Below are 17100 nucleotides of genomic sequence, written 5' to 3'. Positions count from 1 at the left end.
CCAGGCAACAAGTGCCGTGATGGTGACTTTACCTTATGGCTACTCCCCTTCGTCCGATTAATATTATACTAAACTGATTACTAATTGTAAAGAATATATATAATTGACTGTTAATGTTTAATAAGATAAACTTTAAAAAGGGGGAAAAATCAATGGTATACATATTTCTAAGCCTTGTTACGGGCATTTTTCTTGGCTTTTTCAGGAAAAACTATATAGAGCAAAGAAAAATCGATAAATTGATAAATGTAAGTCTTTTTATGCTTTTATTTTTAATGGGCTTTAAACTTGGTGTTGATGAAAGGGTTTTGAAAAACATAAGCCATATAGGTTTTAAAGCGGCTATGCTCTGTATATTTTCGATAGCAGGGAGTCTTTTAATATTGAAAGGAGTAGAGAAAAAAATATATGAGCCAGATGGTAATGACAGCGGTAATATTGGGGATTATTAGCGGAATTGTTTTTAAGAATAATATTTTTCTTGTAAATCATTTAGACACACTTATTACCATTTTGCTTTTAATTCTTATTTTTCTCATAGGCTATGACCTTGGGGAAAAAAGGGATGTTATTTACAAAATAAGGGAAAAAGGCTTAAAAATTTTATTGATACCCGTAGCTATAGGCATAGGAAGCATATTTGGTGCAGTTATCGGCGGATTTTTAATAAAAATGCGGGTAAATGAAGCAGCTTCGGTGGGTGCTGGCTGCGGATGGTATAGCATGAGTGGGGTATTATTATCGCAAATTAAAGGACCAGAGCTGGGTTCTGTTGCATTTTTAGCTAATGTTTTCAGGGAGCTTACTGCTTTTTTATTCTTGCCCTATTTTAAAAAAATAAGCAAACTTGCACCTATTGGCGTTTGCGGTGCTACGGCGATGGATACCACATTGCCTTTAATTTCAAAGGTTCTGGGATTGGATTATACAGTTATATCTTTAATTTCCGGTTTTGTTATTACTATGCTTGTTCCGATTGTAATACCTTTGATAATAAAGATTCCCTTTTAATAACATCATTACTATCCAAGATCAAGGAGGAGTCAAAGTGAAAAAAATAGAATTTATAATTAGAGCAGCGGTAATAGGAGCTGTTTATGCTTCACTGACTTACTTATTAAAACCGATAAGTTACGGTCCTATTCAGGTTAGAGTTTCAGAAGCATTAACTTTGCTACCTTTATTAGATTCTTCTTCGGTGTTAGGGTTATTTGCCGGATGTATGATAGCAAATATTTTGGGCGGTCTTGGCCCATGGGATATATATGGAGGAAGTTTGATTACTTTAATTGCTGCTTATTTAACCGGTAAAATGCCGAATGAATATTTAGGAGCAATATGGCCGATAATTTTGAATGCTTTTGGAGTATCCTATTATCTTTCTTTTTTATACAATATGCCTTACTGGATAACGGTATTATATATTGCAGCAGGAGAGGCGATTGCTGTTATATTCCTGGGTATTCCTTTAATCAGGTTTATAAAAAGATCCGTATTGAATAAGTATTTTAAAAAGTGAGGGAATGTTTTGGACACGAGAGGTTATATCGAAAGGATAAAAGATAGTTTGCTTTTTAGAAAAAAGAAAATAGTAATTATTACCTTTTTTTTCACCATGCTCTTATTTGCAGTTTCCTATTTATTTATCAACTATAACTTAAAACCCGTATCCGATGAAAAGATTCAAGTTGCCTTTGAAGTCGAAGAAGGACAGAACGCCAAGCAAATTGCTGAAATATTAAAAGAAAAAAATTTGATAAAAAATTCCCTTGTATTTTATTTGTATGCAAAATGGAAAGGTTACGATACCAGGATTAAAGCAGGAGAATATATTTTAAGCCCATCTATGACATCACAGGTAATACTTTTAAAATTGGTTAAAGGAGAGACCTTTTTAGAAAAGGTTACAATTCCGGAAGGATCAACTATAAACGAAATTGCACGTATTTTTGAAGAAAAAAGGCTGGTGAAAAAAGAAGAATTTTTAAAGGAAGCGATTTCAAAAAACTATAAAGAAAAATTTGATTTTTTAAAGCCAATTCCCGATAATGCCCCGGTAGAAGGTTTTTTATATCCCGATACCTATTTTTTTCCAAAAAACCGACCCGCAACATATTATATAGAAAAACTTATAAAGAGATTTCAGGAAGTGTATTATGGAATTCCCGAGGTAAAGATTCTGGAAGAAAAGTTGAATATGAATACTCTTGAAGTAGTTACCTTAGCTTCTATAATTGAAGAAGAAGCAAAAATTGATAGGGAAAAACCAGTAATATCGGCTGTTTTTCATAACAGGTTATCGAAAAATATTCCCTTGCAGTCCTGTGCCACAATTGAATATATTTTGGATGAACATAAGGAAAAACTTACAATAGAGGATTTGAAAAAGGATTCACCGTATAATACTTATCTTTACAAAGGACTTCCTCCCGGACCTATCTCTTCACCGGGGTATAAAGCGATTATTGCGGCTTTAAAACCCGAAAAGAACGATTATTTATATTTTGTATCTAACGGTGATGGTTCGCACACTTTTACGTCTAATTATCAAGAACATTTAAAAGCAAAAAATAAACAGGGGAAAAATAATAAGTGAAAATAAACTTGAATTAGTTTCTATTTGGAGGAAACAAAGATGAAAATTCCGGAACTTTTAGCTCCTGCGGGAAATTTGGAAAAATTGAAATATGCAATTTATTATGGGGCCGACGCGGTTTATGTGGGAGGTAAGGATTTCAGTCTTAGAGCTAAAGCGGATAATTTTACTTTAGAAGAGTTAGAGGAAGGAATAAATTTTGCCCATGAAAGAGGTAAAAAAGTATATGTTGCTATAAACATCTTTCCTCATAATGAAGATATAGAAAACTTACCTTCTTTCATAAAAAATATAGCAAAAATGGGTGCAGATGCTTTTATCTTATCCGACCCGGGAGTCCTGATGCTTGTAAAGGAACTGGCTCCAGATATGAAAGTTCACCTTAGCACCCAGGCTAATTCTACTAACTGGAAAAGCTGTTTATTCTGGCATAATGTGGGTGTAAATAGAATAATACTTGCCAGGGAGTTGAGCTTACGAGAAATAAAAGAGATAAGGGAAAAAGTACCCGAAACCCTGGAATTGGAAATTTTTGTTCATGGGTCCATGTGTATATCCTATTCGGGAAGATGTCTTTTAAGCAATTACCTTACTTTTCGCGATGCTAACCGCGGGGAATGCGCTCATCCGTGCAGGTACAAATACTACTTGGTTGAAGAAAAAAGGCCTGGCCAATATTTCCCGGTGTTTGAAGATGAAAGGGGCACTTATATTTTCAATTCAAAGGATTTGTGCATGCTTGATAAAATACCCGAAATTTTGAATATTAAAATAGACAGTTTAAAAATAGAAGGCAGGATGAAAAGCCTTCACTATGTTGCTCAAATAACAAAACTTTACAGGGAGGCATTAGATATTGCAGTAAAAAACCCTGATGGTTTTGTTTTTAAAGATGAGTGGAGAAGAGAGCTTTTAAAAATTACTCACAGAGAATATACTCATGGTTTTTATTTTGGAAAACCAGATGTAAATGCCCAGATATATTCTACAAGCAGTTATCTAAATGAGTATGAATTTGTAGGATTGGTAAAGGATTACGACGAAAAAACTAAAAAAGCTATTATTGAGCAAAGAAATCCAGTAAAAATAGGTGATGAAGTTGAAATATTAAGTCCCGATAGAGAAAGTTTTAGCTTTGTTATAAATAGAATGTGGGATATGGAAGGGAATGAAATCTTAATTGCGCCTCATCCAAAGCAAATGTTCCAGGTAGAAGCGGAGATTCCCCTTAAGCCCTATGATATATTACGAAAGCCGGCTGAATAATTTTAACAATTAAAGGAAAACCTACCTTTTGGTGATATTTATGCAAAAGGGTAGGTTTTATTTTTTATTTAGAGTCTTCCTGATGTTAGTGCTGATCCTGGTGTTAAGATTATTTTTTATACAAATCGTCGAAAGGCCTTACCTGTATGAGAAAGCTTCATCTCAGTGGATGAGACCCGAATTAAAATCTATAAGGGGTGGAATTTTTTCAAGAAATGGTGTTCTTTTACTGGATACGGAAAGAAAAAAAGTTGCTTTTATATCTCCTGGTTGGCTAAAAGGTGATGAAAAGAATTTATTAATAGAAAAAAATATTATAAAAGCTGATGATTTAAAAGAACCTTTTATTAAAATTACTGAACCTCAAAAAATCAATATTTTAGAAAAACTGGAAAAAATTAGCCCGGGGATAGTAATTTATAATGAAATTGAGAGGTACGGAGAGGAAGCTTTAGCTACACATCTTATCGGTTTAGCAGGAAAAAGCGGTATAGAAAAAAAATACGATGCTATTTTAAGCCAGTCAAAAAAAAATGAAGAAATTTTTTTTGATGGCATAGGTCAACCCATAAAAGGGTCGATAAGGGAAAATGATAAAAACAACTGGGGAGTATATTTAACAATAGATGAAAAAATTCAAAAGAAAATAGAAGAAATAATGGATATGGAAGTTAAAAAAGGTGCCGTGGTGGTGATGGATGCAAAAAAAGGAGAAATACTTGCAATGGCAAGTCGCCCCAACTTCAAACAAAAATTTATGGAAAATTTTCTCAATGATCCCGATTCTCCATTATTAAATAGAGCAATAATGCCGTATATTCCCGGTTCTGTGTTTAAGTTAGTGGTACTTTCTGCTGCTTTAGAAGAAAAAGTTTCGGACCTGGATGAGGTCTTTAACTGCCCGGGTTTTATAAAAGTAGGGGGAAATATTTTTAAGTGTACCAGTTATAAAAACGGTGGACACGGTCAAATCACTTTAAGGGATGCCCTTGCCTATTCCTGTAACGTTGCTTTTATAGAATTAGGACAGAGAGTGGGGAAGGAGAAAATAATCGAATACGCTAAAAAATATGGTTTAGGAGAAAAAATTCTTGATGAAATTCCCGAGGAAAAACCGGGTAATATACCGGATCCTAAATCGATTTACTATCAGGATTTGGGGAATATATCCATTGGACAGGGAAAGATTCAAGTAACTCCTATCCAGGTAGCTAAAATGATGTTGACAATAGTAAATGACGGGCAGGAAATAAAGCCTCATGTGGTAAAAAAAATAATAAACAAGGACGGTGAGGTCATTTTTGACGATGGCTTCGTAGATTATAGAGGGAATAGAGTAATTTCGAAGGAAAACGCTGATAAAATTAAGGAAGCTTTAAGGGCTGCATGTCTGTATGGAAGTGCCGTTAAAGCAAATTTACCGGGAGAAAACAAAAGTGCAGGTAAAACCGGCACCGCCGAATTGGGGGATAATACTACACATGCCTGGTTTGTGGGATATTATCCCTATGACGAACCTGAATATGTTGTTTCAATCTTTCTCGAAAGAGGTGGCTCTGGCCCTTTCAATGCAGCGCCTTTATTTTCAAAGATTATTAGCGAAATAAGAAATTTTTAAAAACTGCAGCGATAATCCGCTGCAGATTTTTTATGCTAATTATCTAAAGCAAAATAATACTAATTTATAGCAATAAAAAATAGAGGTTTTTGAATATAAAATATAGAAAATACAAATATATTTTAAAATATTATTAAAAGGAGGGAATTTATGAGTAAATCCGGTTCAGCCCTGAGGTTTTTAATTTTCAGTACAATTGGCTTTTTTATGTTCTTCATTCCAATTAATGTAAAAGGTAGTTCTTCAATTCCTATTGACCACATTGTGACATGGATCAGGCAAAACTTGGCAAAACCTGCATTAATTTACGCTTTAATTGTAACTACTATAGGAGCGATCATGCCCTGGATAAACGGAACATACAAAAAGTCAAAAGTAGACTTTGTTTTTTCAATTTTTAAAATAGCTGGAATTATAATTGCGTTAATAGTATATTTTAAAGCAGGACCTAAATGGATGATGGACCCCAATGTAGGACCTTTTTTGCTTAACAAACTGGTTGTTCCGGTAGGCTTAATAGTTCCTATCGGTTCGGTATTTTTAGCATTTTTGGTAGGATACGGCCTAATGGAGTTTGTAGGAACCTTTTTACGTCCCGTAATGAGGATATTGTTTAAAACACCGGGCAGATCTGCTATTGATGCTGTTGCTTCTTTTGTAGGAAGTTATTCCATTGCTCTTTTAATTACCAATAAAGTATTTAAAGAAGGAAAATATACGATAAAAGAAGCGGCGATTATCGCTACGGGCTTTTCTACTGTTTCGGCAACCTTTATGATAATAGTTGCAAAGACTTTAAAGCTGATGGATATGTGGAATACATTTTTCTGGGTTACTTTTATTGTAACTTTTTTGGTGACTGCGATTACTGCAAGGATTTGGCCATTATCGAAAAAACAGGATGAATATGTAGGGACACCCAATCCGGAAAAAGAGGTAAGTGGCAACCTTTTAGCCATTGCCTGGGAAGAAGCTCTCAAATCCGCATCAGAGGCTCCAAATATTTTGGAAAATATAGTAAAAAATTTAAAAGATGGTTTCAAGATGGCCACATCAATTTTACCCACAATTATGTCGGTTGGTTTTCTGGGATTAATCCTTGCAATGTATACCCCCATTTTTGATGTAATTGGATGGATTTTTTATCCTTTCACATTAATTTTGAGACTACCGCAACCTTTTTTGGCGGCAAAGGCCTGTGCAGTGGAAATTGCTGAAATGTTCCTCCCGGCTATGCTTGCTGTAGAGGCGCCTCTTATAACAAAATTTGTTGTGGGGGTTGTGTCCATATCTTCTATACTTTTCTTCTCGGCTTCCATACCTTGTATTTTATCGACAGAAATACCTTTAAATCTTACTGAAATTTTAACTATCTGGTTGGAAAGAACCATACTTTCAATTATTTTTGCTGCTATAATAGCGATGATTTTACTCTAATAAAAAGGATGATTCCTATGTCAGTTATTAAATCACCTACAGGAAAAAACCTATCGTGCAAAAGCTGGCAGCAGGAGGGGCTTTTAAGGCTCCTCCTGAATTGTCTTGATCCCGATATCGCAAAAAAGCCAAAGGATCTAATTGCTTACGGGGGAAGAGGAAAGGTTGCAAGAAATTGGGAATGTCTTGAATCAATAATAAAAACCTTAAAAAATTTGGAAAATGATGAAACTCTTTTAGTACAGTCGGGTAAACCAGTAGGTATTTTTAAAACCTTCGAGCTTTCTCCAAGAGTATTGATGGCAGGGGCACTGCTTGTCCCAAAATGGGCAACCTGGGAGACTTTTTACGAATTAGAAAAAAAAGGGCTTACCTCCTACGGACAATCTACCGCCGGGTCCTGGGCTTTTATTGGAACACAGGGGATTTTGCAGGGTACCTGGGAAACCTTTTTGCAGGTAGCTTTAAAACATTTTAACGGAAGTCTAAGAAAAAAAATTGTGCTTACTTCTGGACTTGGAGAAATGGGTAGCGCACAGCCCCTTGCTGTAACTGGATTAAAAGGGATTGCGATTATAGCGGAAGTGGATAAAAATGTAATTAAGAAAAGGTTGCTTTCTAACGTCATCGATATCATGGTTTTTTCGGTGGAAGATGCTATTGAAATAGCGGTGGAATATAAAGAAAGAGGGGAACCGATTTCCATAGGTTTACTTGGCAATGCTGCCGATATTTACGAAAAACTCCTCGAAATGGGATTTATTCCCGATGTGGTGACGGATCAAACTCCTGCTCATGACCGGAAAAGTTATATTCCTTCCGGGATCCTCCCGGAGGAAGCTTCATCACTGCGGGAAACAGATCCAGTAAAATACGAAGAAATGTTTAGGAACACTATTAAAAGACATGTAAAGGCGATGGTGGAATTTAAAGATAAGGGTTCAGTGGTGTTCGAATACGGGAACAATATTAGAGAGCAGGGGAAAATTTCAGGGATAGATGCGTTTAATATCATTCCAAACTTTGCTTCTGAGTATATAAGGCCTTTGTTTTTTGAAGGTCGAGGTCCCTTCCGGTGGGTAGCTCTTTCAGGAGACCCGGAGGATATATATAGAACCGACGAAGTTCTGCTTACATTATTCAAGAACGATAGGAAAATTGTAGATTGGATAGATTTTGTAGAAAAGAGATTTTCCTTTCACGGTCTTCCTGCCCGGGTGTGCTGGCTGAATTTTTACGAAAGGGCGCTTTTTGGTAAAGTGATAAATGAAATGGTTAAATCGGGCGAAATCAAGGCTCCAGTTGCAATTACAAGGGATCATATGGATGCCGCATCTATGGCCTCACCTTTCAGGGAAACCGAAAAGATGAAGGATGGAAGCGATGCAATAGCAGATTGGCCGGTACTTAATGCGATGCTCAATGCCGGATGCGGAGCAACGCTGGTGGGGGTGTTTCAAGGCGGAGGAGTAGGAATAGGCTATTCCGTTCATTCGGGAATGACCGTTATTGCCGATGGCTCAAAGGAAGCTGATTTCAGGCTTGAAAGAGCCCTTCAGGCTGATGCGCAGCTGGGAGTGATAAGATACGCCGATGCCGGATATGACAAAGCGAGAGAAATGGTAAAAAGCACCCTGTTTACGGCGAAAGTTATATCTTGAAGGAGAAATCGCCTATGGAAGACGACAAAATTTTAGACTTTGCCAGAAAAGGGTTTTTAAAAGATCTTTTATTAAACAGTTTAGATAACGTAAAAGAGATATGGTACCTTTTAAAAAAGATGAATATAAAAATTATCCCAAATACGGTACTGGTAATAAACCATGACAATTATTACACGGAGACGATGAATAAAAGTGAAGCCCAGAAAAGGGCTTTACGAAAAAAATTAATGACGGTAATGGAAAATATTATAAAAGGTGAAAACGGCTACTTTGTGGAATTGGACGAACAAAAGTATGCCGCTGTTTTTGAGTTAAATTATTTTGAAGAAGAAGAGAAAATCCAGGCAATTAAATTAGCAGAAAAGATAAAAGATAGCATAGAAAAAAATACAGGGGTTTTTGTATCCATAGGAATAGGGACCAGGTATAAAAATTTAGACAATCTCCATCTTTCTCTAAAAGAAGCCATGGAAGCCCTTAAAAGTAAATTTTATTTAGGGCAAAGCCAGATAATACATTTTTCCGATATTTACCCCCAGAGGGATGAAATTGGAGTATTTACAATAGAGATCGAATCAAATTTATCGGTAAAAATTTTGAGCTGTGATAAAGAAGGAACCTTCAATCTTATAGATGAATTATTTAATGCGATAAAAAATAATAAAATGAACAATCCTTTCAGTATAAAAAGCAGAATAATAGAAATTTTATCGCTGACACTTAAACTGGCACTGGAAACCGGAGTGGAGAAGGAGAAAATTACCGGATTTTGTAATGAATGTTTTGAAGGAGTGCTAAAATGCGACAATATCCTGGAGCTCGAAAGACATGTTAAGGACTATGTGGGGAATATTATAGATGAAATCTTTAATATTCGAAAAAGGGTAAACCTGCAGGCTTTCGAAAAAGCTCTGGAATACATAAGAAAAAATTATAGAAAAAATATAACATTAGAAGAAGTGTCCAATTATGTTCATCTAAGCCCCTTTTATCTCAGTCATGAATTTAAAAACTTCACTGGATTGAATTTTATAGACTATCTGACAAAAATTCGAATAGAGAAGGCTATTCATCTTTTGTCTACTACAGATATGAGTGTGAAAGAAGTGGGAAAAAGTGTAGGCTATCAAGACCCTAATTACTTTGGAAAAGTTTTCAAAAAGGAAGTGGGAGTATCGCCGAAAAAATTTAAGGAAAGCAAAAAAATCCCAGAAAGATAAATTTTTTTTAGAGGAAATGAATTTATAAATAAAGAATTATAAAAGTGAAAAAATAAATAATATTAAATTTTAGAATTTAGCAAAACGTTATTTTATTCAATATTTTGGGAGGTAATAGAATGGAAAGAGTGATACGTGCCCCCAGGGGCAATAAACTTACTTGCAAGGGCTGGCATCAGGAAGCAGCCCTTAGAATGCTTATGAATAATTTGGATCCTGAAGTCGCCGAAAGACCTGAAGATTTGGTGGTTTACGGTGGTGCGGGAAAAGCTGCAAGAAACTGGGAATGCTTTGACAAAATAGTGGATGCCCTTAAAAATCTTGAAAATGATGAAACCCTCTTAATACAGTCGGGAAAACCTGTGGGAATTTTTAAAACCCACACTATGGCACCGAGAGTGCTTATATCCAATGCCATGCTCGTCCCTGCCTGGGCAAACTGGGAAACTTTTTGGGATCTTGAGAAAAAAGGTCTTACGATGTACGGTCAAATGACTGCCGGAAGCTGGATTTATATAGGAACTCAGGGTATCGTTCAGGGCACCTATGAAACCTTTGCAGCCTGTGCTAACAAATATTTTGGAGGCTCGCTAAAAGGAAAATTAGTATTAACGGCAGGTATGGGTGGCATGGGTGGTGCACAACCCTTAGCCATAACCATGAATGACGGTGTAGCTCTTGTAGTGGAAGTAGATAGAAACAGAATTGAAAAGAGGATAAAAACAAGGTATTGTGATATAATGGTGGATAATTTGGATGAGGCTTTAAGTATTGCATTAAAGGCAAAAGAAGAAAAAAGAGCGATTTCCATTGGCCTGGTAGGGAATGCGGCAGAAGTACATCCGGAACTGGTTAAAAGAGGCATTATTCCCGATGTGGTAACCGATCAAACTTCTGCTCATGATCCGTTAAACGGTTATGTTCCTGCCGGCATGATCCTTGAAGAAGCCTTAGAACTTAGGAAAACAAATCCAAAGTTATATATTCAAAAGGCTAAAGAGAGTATGGCGGTACACGTTAGAGCAATGCTGGAGATGAAAAAACGAGGTGCTATAGTTTTTGAATACGGAAATAATTTGAGGAGACAGGCTTATGATACTGGAGTTACAGATGCTTTTGAAATTTTGGGGTACGTTCCCGAGTTTATAAGGGATCTTTTCTGCGAAGGCAGCGGGCCTTTCCGCTGGGCAGCCCTTTCCGGAGATCCCGAAGATATATACAGGACCGATGAAAAGGTATTGGAGTTATTCCCGGAAGATAAACATTTAGAAAAATGGTTGAAGCTGGCAAGGGAAAGGGTAGCTTTTCAGGGATTGCCTGCAAGGATATGCTGGTTAAGGTACGGTGAAAGGGCTAAAGCCGCTCTTGCTTTTAATGAAATGGTCAAAAATGGAGAATTAAAGGCACCGGTTGTAATAGGAAGGGATCATCACGATACGGGTTCTGTTGCTTCACCGTACAGGGAAACCGAAGCTATGAAGGACGGAAGCGACGCTATAGCCGATTGGCCAATCCTTAATGCTCTTTTAAACGTGGCTTCCGGAGCTTCATGGGTTTCCGTTCACCACGGTGGAGGGGTAGGCATAGGTTATTCCATTCATGCAGGCGTAGTGGTAGTAGCCGATGGCACTGAAGATTCAGCCCTTAGAATCTCTCGGGTTTTGAATAATGACCCGGGTACGGGTGTGATGAGGCATGCCGATGCGGGATACGATATTGCAATAAGGACTGCAAAGGAAAAAGGGATTAAGATGCCAATGTTGAAGTAAAAAATTAAGGAGGAAAATTTAATGACGAAAATAGTTGAATGCATTCCGAATTTTAGCGAGGGAAGGAGAAAAGAAGTAATCGAAAAAATAGCAGAAGAGATTAAAAAGGTTCCGAAGGTTAGGCTTTTGGACTATTCTGCCGATCAAAGCCACAACAGGAGCGTATTTACCTTTATGGGGGAACCGGAAGCGGTAATGGAAGCGGCCTTCTTATCGGCAAAAAAAGCGGTGGAATTGATTGACATGACAAAACATAAGGGAGAACATCCGAGAATGGGAGCCGTGGACGTTATACCTTTTGTTCCCGTAAAGAATGTAACGATGGAAGAATGTGTAGCCCTTTCGAAAGAACTGGGCAGGAGGATAGCTGAAGAACTTTCGGTTCCAGTATTTTTATATGAGGCTTCCGCAACAAGGCCGGAGAGGAAAAACCTCGCGGAAATTAGAAAGGGAGAATTTGAGGGGATGCCTCAAAAGCTTAAAGATCCGGCATGGGTACCGGATTTTGGAAAACCCGAGATACATCCTACAGCTGGGGTAGTGGCTGTAGGCGCCAGGATGCCTCTAATAGCATACAATGTAAATCTAAACACTTCAAATATAGAAATAGCCAAAAATATAGCCAAAGTTATCAGAGAGAGCAGCGGAGGGTTGAAAAACGTAAAAGCAATAGGAGTAATGCTGGAAGAAAGGCAAATCGCCCAGGTTTCCATGAATCTTACCAATTACGAGCAAACGGCAATATACAGGGTGTTTGAGCTGATAAAAATGGAAGCAAAAAGATACGGAGTAGAAATTATAGGAAGTGAAATAGTGGGGATTACGCCGATGAAGGCCCTTATTGAAACGGCAAAATACTATTTGCGGCTGGAGAATTTCAATGATGAAAAGCAGGTTCTTGAAAATTATTTAATTGGTGAATAAAGCGGGGGATTGCCCCGCTTTATTATAAATTTAATATTTTTTAGGAGGATGCCATGAATCTTGTAGTGAGAAATATTGGAGTTTTAGCTACACCAAAGGGTAATAAAGCTAAAGGGGGACTGCAGCAGGGAGAAATATCCTTAGTAAAAAATGCTTTTGTTGCAATAAAAGATGGTAAGGTAGTTTATATTGGAGATGAAACAAAAAAATCAAATAAAGACTATTTAAGAGAAAACTTTCCTTATAAGGAAATTGATGCGGAAGGGAAACTTGTGACACCGGGTTTTGTCGATCCGCATACTCACTTAATATTTGCAGGATGGAGACAAAAAGAGCTTACTTTAAAATTAAAAGGTTATAAATACCTGGACATTTTAAAAATGGGCGGAGGCATTTTATATACCGTAGAAAAGACGAGAAATGCTACCCTTCAGGAGCTTGTCGAAAACGCGAAAAAATCCCTGAAAATTATGCTTTCCTATGGTACAACCACCTGTGAAGCAAAAAGCGGTTACGGATTAAATGTAGAAGATGAGTTAAAAATCTTACAGGCTATAAAAATATTAAACCAAATTCAACCCGTGGAAATAGTACCAACATTTATGGGTGCCCATGCTGTTCCAAAAGAGTACAAAGATAAGAAAGAGTATATTAAATTAATAAAAGAAATGATGCCCAGGATAAAGGAAGAAGGGCTTGCCGAGTTTTGCGATGTCTTTTGCGAGGAGGGCGTATTTGACTTAAAAGAATCCGAAGAAATTTTAAGAGAAGCTAAAAAATGCGGGCTTACACCTAAAATCCATGCCGATGAGATTACCCCTATGGGTGGAGCAAAATTAGCTGCAAAGGTAGGGGCAATTTCCGCTGAACATTTAATTCATGCCGATGAAGAGGGTATTGAAGAAATGGCAAAAAATAATGTAATTGCCGTGCTATTACCGGGGACCTCCTTTTACCTGGGGGAGGATTTTGCAAAGGCTGAAATTTTTAAAGAAAAAAATGTTCCGATAGCCCTTGCCACTGACTTTAATCCGGGTTCATCACCTAATGAATCGCTTCAAATAGTAGTGAACCTTGCCTGTTTAAAGTATAAGTTGACTCCGGAGGAGGTATTGACTGCCGTTACTCTAAACGCTGCAGCCGCTATAAATAGAGCTTCTACAATAGGTACTATTGAGGAAGGAAAAAACGCTGACATAATTATTTGGGAAGCAGACGACCTGGATTTTATATGTTATCATTACGGGACAAATCTTGTAAATAAAGTCGTTAAAAAAGGTGCGCTGGTTTGGGAGGTAAATGTATGAAGTTTCAGGATTATAAAATTTCGGATTTTCTTGAGGAACTTTCTTCAAAAAGCCCTGCTCCGGGTGGAGGAACAGCTTCCGCTTTACTGGGTGCTGTAGGAATGTCTTTATTTTCTATGGCCTGCAATCTGACCCTGGGAAAAGAAAAGTTTAAACCCCAGGAGGAAACGATAAAGGAATTTTTAAAAAAAGCTCAATCCTTACTGGAAGATTTCAGGCGATTGATGGATGAGGACACGGAGGCTTTTAACGAAGTTGCTAAGGCTTATAAGATGCCCAAAGATTCCGAGGAGGAAAAGAAGAAAAGAAAGGAAGCAATTCAGGAAGCTTTAAAGAAAGCGGCCAGCGCCCCTTTGAAAATGATGGAAAAGGTAAAAGAAGCCTCAGAACTTATTACCCCTGCCGTTTCTTTGGTAAATCCGGCGGTAATTACTGACCTTGGGGTATGTGTATTATCGTTAAAAAGCGCTCTTTTTGGGGCATGGCTAAACGTAAAAATAAATTTAAATTCCATTGAAGACGAAAAATTCAAGGCTTCTTTATCGGGAAAAATGATGGAATATTTAAAGGTATCGGAAAATCTTGATAAACTTTTTGAAGAAATACAAGAGAAATTAGATTAATTACAATTTTTTGGTTTTCATTATTGTGTAATATAAAAGGGGCAATAGAAAGCAGGCAGGGATTGTTAAAAAATCGGAAAAAGAAAGCCAGTTTTCCACCTCAGCCATATTTTTAGGGATAAATGAGAGAATAAAAATAAATGGGAAAAGCATTTCGACAGGAACCCTTAAATCTTCCAAGCCCAAAAAACTTTTTAAGCACATGGAAGCAGCAAAATAATAGGAAGAGATGGTGGTAAATACCGTTATTATCCAGAGAGAAATAGCAAGTGCATCTACTCTTTCAAATAAACCACCCGGCAGGATTAGCCTTTTTGCCATTTCCATTCCCGGCCAAACAAATAATTTTGTTTCTTCAACTCCCAGGGAGGAAAAAACCATAATAACTACGAAAAGATAAAACAATACCATGAACAGGTTGTAAAACACCACTATTTTAATAGTTTTCTTTGGATCTTTAAGATTTGGGCTGATAAGTAAGAGCATTTCAAACCCTACGAGGCTGAATAATGACTTATATGTTCCCGAAATTAGCTTAGAAAAAGATATGGTGAATAATGGAAGAAGCCTTGAAAAATCCGCATCAGAAAAACCGAGAAGATAGAAGAAAATTGCCGGCACAAACCAGTAGGGAGTAAGGAAAAAACATATTCTTGCAAGGGGTTCTATGCCGTACCTGATTATGTAAGCAGAAATCAATATTAAATTTAAAATAACAAATTCCTTGGGTGTACGGCACAAAAGAAATATTTTTAAGGCTTCTAAAATTATCTGGATTACCGTAACAGTAATTATTAAAAAATAGAGGGTATAAAAAAATTTAATGGGATAGGAAAGGATTTTTCCGAAGATTTTTTCGGATTCATCCAGAGCATGGCGGGTAGTGCATTTTTTTGCAATTAAAGCTACAATCAGACTACCCAGAAAGTTTATAATACCGCCCGTTAAAAGAAAAATCCAGCCGTTTTGATTCCCTTCACGGGCAATGGTATTTGGCAGCATTAAAATTCCCACGCCTATTGCTGCATTAATAAGAAGATAAATGCATTGTTTTGTGGTGATTTTATCGTTATCGAAAACCTGCATTTTATCACCATCACTTTATCCTTTTTGAATCCAATGGCATTAAATATTCGGGCCTCTCTTTCATGAATGAAAGAGGGGCTCTTATTATTACATCCTGAAGTTTTTCCGGGTCCAAATTCACAAAAGGATAAAAATATACCACGCCGAAGCTTTTAAGGGTTACCAGGTGACAGTTTAACCAGAGAAAACCCAATATAATTCCGAATAACCCGGCAACGGAAGCAAAAAGCAAAAATATGAAAGTAAGTATCCTGAAGGCTATGGCAATGCTGTAACCTGGAATGGCAAAGGAAGAAATGGCGTTTAATGCTATTACTATTACCATTATGGGGCTTACTATTCCTGCCTTTACCGCTGCTTCACCGATAACAAGACCACCGACTATTCCTATGGTTTTTCCAATGGGACCCGGGAGTCTTACTCCTGCTTCCCTTAAAATTTCCAATATAAGGATCATAAGTAGCGCTTCTATGGGAGAGCTAAAGGGCACTCCTTCCCTTGTTGCCGCAATAGAATATAAAAGGTCGGTGGGAATCATCTCGGGGTTATACGATGTCAAAGCCACGTATAATGCTGGTGCCAGTGTAGCCATGAATAACGCTAAAACGCGCAAAAACCTTATGATTGAAGCCAGATACCATTTCTGGTAGTAATCTTCTGCCGATTGAAAGAGGCTTGTAAAAGTGGTAGGACCAATTAGTGCATAGGGGGTATTATCGCAAATTATAGCAAAATTACCCTCCAAAAGCGAACCGGCTACCACATCGGGTCGTTCGGTTCTCCTGAATTGGGGAAAGGGCGAAAGCCAATTATCTTCGATTAATTGTTCGATGTACCCGATTTCGATAATACCGTCAATATCGATTTTATTTATTCTATTTTGCACCTCTTTTATAAGTCTTGGATTTGCTATTCCTTGAAGATATAAAATCCCCACATCGGTTTTGGTATGCCTGCCAAGTTTTATTGTTTTTATTTTTAAGTTTGTGTCCTTTAATCTTCTCCTGATTAAGACTATATTTGTCCTGTAATTTTCGGTAAAACTATCCTTTGGACCTAAAATCACAGCTTCCGCGGTGGATTCAGTTACACTTCTTTTTTCATAGCCTTTTGAGCTTATGATTATTGCTTCATCTATTCCATCAAAAAATAAAGCTGTTTCTCCCGATAGGACGTAATCAAATACCTTTTCAATATCGGTTTCGGATTTTAAATCACCTGCTGTTAGTACCGAAGTCTCGATAAACCGCTTTTTTATAATATTAATATTAGCATTCGAAGCATTTTCCCTATAAAAAAGATTAAGGGATTTAATTATATGTTCCTGAATTAAATTTTTATCGGCAAGTCCATCTATATAAAGCAATAAAGCCTTCAATTTCGGGAAAGTTTCATCTAATATGATTTCTCTCAAAATGATATCTTCGGAATCTAAAGTTTCTTTAATCGCTTTAAGATTATCTTCTAAAATTTTAGATACTTTCACCATTAACTCACCTCTTTAATTTAGTTTTTGATATTTTAACAAAAAAAAATTCTTAGACTTGCACATTTTTCAAAATAAGAACATATACTAAAGTAACGCCGAGG

The 17100-nt window shown here is 36.9% G+C and carries 15 protein-coding genes; 13 read left to right on the top strand and 2 right to left on the bottom strand.

The features are described 5' to 3' along the window. Positions 1–152 precede the first annotated feature (152 nt). The 13 genes from ACPLOV_RS04950 to ACPLOV_RS04890 all read left to right on the top strand — a co-directional run bounded on the left by ACPLOV_RS04950 (position 153) and on the right by ACPLOV_RS04890 (position 14424). Positions 153–452, top strand: a complete 300-nt coding sequence (locus tag ACPLOV_RS04950; protein ID WP_424908325.1) for a LysO family transporter — start codon at positions 153–155, stop codon at positions 450–452. After that, a complete protein-coding gene (locus ACPLOV_RS04945; RefSeq protein WP_424910735.1) occupies positions 409–1011 on the top strand; it encodes a lysine exporter LysO family protein in 603 nt (200 codons plus the stop codon). Before ACPLOV_RS04950 ends, ACPLOV_RS04945 begins: the two co-directional genes overlap by 44 nt. 37 nt (positions 1012–1048) lie before the next feature. Continuing rightward, positions 1049–1519, top strand: coding sequence for a QueT transporter family protein (locus tag ACPLOV_RS04940; RefSeq protein ID WP_424910734.1), 471 nt, complete (start codon positions 1049–1051; stop codon positions 1517–1519). A gap of 9 nt (positions 1520–1528) precedes the next feature. After that, the gene (gene mltG / locus ACPLOV_RS04935; protein ID WP_424910733.1) at positions 1529–2596 is read left to right on the top strand and encodes an endolytic transglycosylase MltG; all 1068 of its coding nucleotides are present in this window, start codon (positions 1529–1531) and stop codon (positions 2594–2596) included. 39 nt (positions 2597–2635) lie between these two features. After that, positions 2636–3862, top strand: a complete 1227-nt coding sequence (locus tag ACPLOV_RS04930) for a peptidase U32 family protein (protein WP_424908321.1) — start codon at positions 2636–2638, stop codon at positions 3860–3862. A gap of 82 nt (positions 3863–3944) precedes the next feature. After that, positions 3945–5480, top strand: a complete 1536-nt coding sequence (locus ACPLOV_RS04925; protein WP_424908320.1) for a peptidoglycan D,D-transpeptidase FtsI family protein — start codon at positions 3945–3947, stop codon at positions 5478–5480. 150 nt (positions 5481–5630) lie between these two features. Continuing rightward, positions 5631–6917, top strand: coding sequence for a YjiH family protein (locus ACPLOV_RS04920; RefSeq protein ID WP_424910732.1), 1287 nt, complete (start codon positions 5631–5633; stop codon positions 6915–6917). Positions 6918–6934: 17 nt separating this feature from the next. Beyond that, positions 6935–8578 (top strand): urocanate hydratase, encoded by a 1644-nt coding sequence (hutU, locus tag ACPLOV_RS04915; RefSeq protein ID WP_424908318.1) that lies wholly within the window; start codon positions 6935–6937, stop codon positions 8576–8578. Between the two features lie 14 nt (positions 8579–8592). Next, positions 8593–9801 (top strand): helix-turn-helix domain-containing protein, encoded by a 1209-nt coding sequence (locus ACPLOV_RS04910; RefSeq protein ID WP_424908317.1) that lies wholly within the window; start codon positions 8593–8595, stop codon positions 9799–9801. Positions 9802–9920: 119 nt separating this feature from the next. Next, positions 9921–11570, top strand: coding sequence for a urocanate hydratase (gene hutU, locus ACPLOV_RS04905; RefSeq protein ID WP_424908316.1), 1650 nt, complete (start codon positions 9921–9923; stop codon positions 11568–11570). 21 nt (positions 11571–11591) lie between these two features. Next, the gene (gene ftcD / locus ACPLOV_RS04900; RefSeq protein ID WP_424908315.1) at positions 11592–12494 is read left to right on the top strand and encodes a glutamate formimidoyltransferase; all 903 of its coding nucleotides are present in this window, start codon (positions 11592–11594) and stop codon (positions 12492–12494) included. A 53-nt stretch (positions 12495–12547) separates the two neighbouring features. Beyond that, positions 12548–13801: an imidazolonepropionase gene (gene hutI, locus ACPLOV_RS04895; RefSeq protein WP_424910731.1), complete on the top strand. Its 1254-nt coding sequence runs from the start codon at positions 12548–12550 to the stop codon at positions 13799–13801. Further along, positions 13798–14424 (top strand): cyclodeaminase/cyclohydrolase family protein, encoded by a 627-nt coding sequence (locus ACPLOV_RS04890; RefSeq protein WP_424908313.1) that lies wholly within the window; start codon positions 13798–13800, stop codon positions 14422–14424. Before hutI ends, ACPLOV_RS04890 begins: the two co-directional genes overlap by 4 nt. On the opposite strand, the gene ACPLOV_RS04885 is transcribed toward ACPLOV_RS04890, so the two are convergent. Then, positions 14425–15510 carry a GerAB/ArcD/ProY family transporter gene (locus ACPLOV_RS04885; RefSeq protein ID WP_424908312.1) on the bottom strand — a complete coding sequence of 362 codons (1086 nt, stop codon included), beginning with the start codon at positions 15508–15510 and terminating at the stop codon, positions 14425–14427. A 10-nt stretch (positions 15511–15520) separates the two neighbouring features. Continuing rightward, positions 15521–16999: a spore germination protein gene (locus ACPLOV_RS04880; RefSeq protein ID WP_424908311.1), complete on the bottom strand. Its 1479-nt coding sequence runs from the start codon at positions 16997–16999 to the stop codon at positions 15521–15523. Positions 17000–17100 lie beyond the last annotated feature (101 nt).

Source organism: Thermovenabulum sp. (genome assembly GCF_049723235.1).
In the GTDB taxonomy this organism is placed as follows: Bacteria; Bacillota; Thermosediminibacteria; order Thermosediminibacterales; family Thermosediminibacteraceae; genus Thermovenabulum.
Note: the sequence above shows the minus strand (reverse complement) of the source record. Positions and strands in the feature narration are given on the sequence as shown.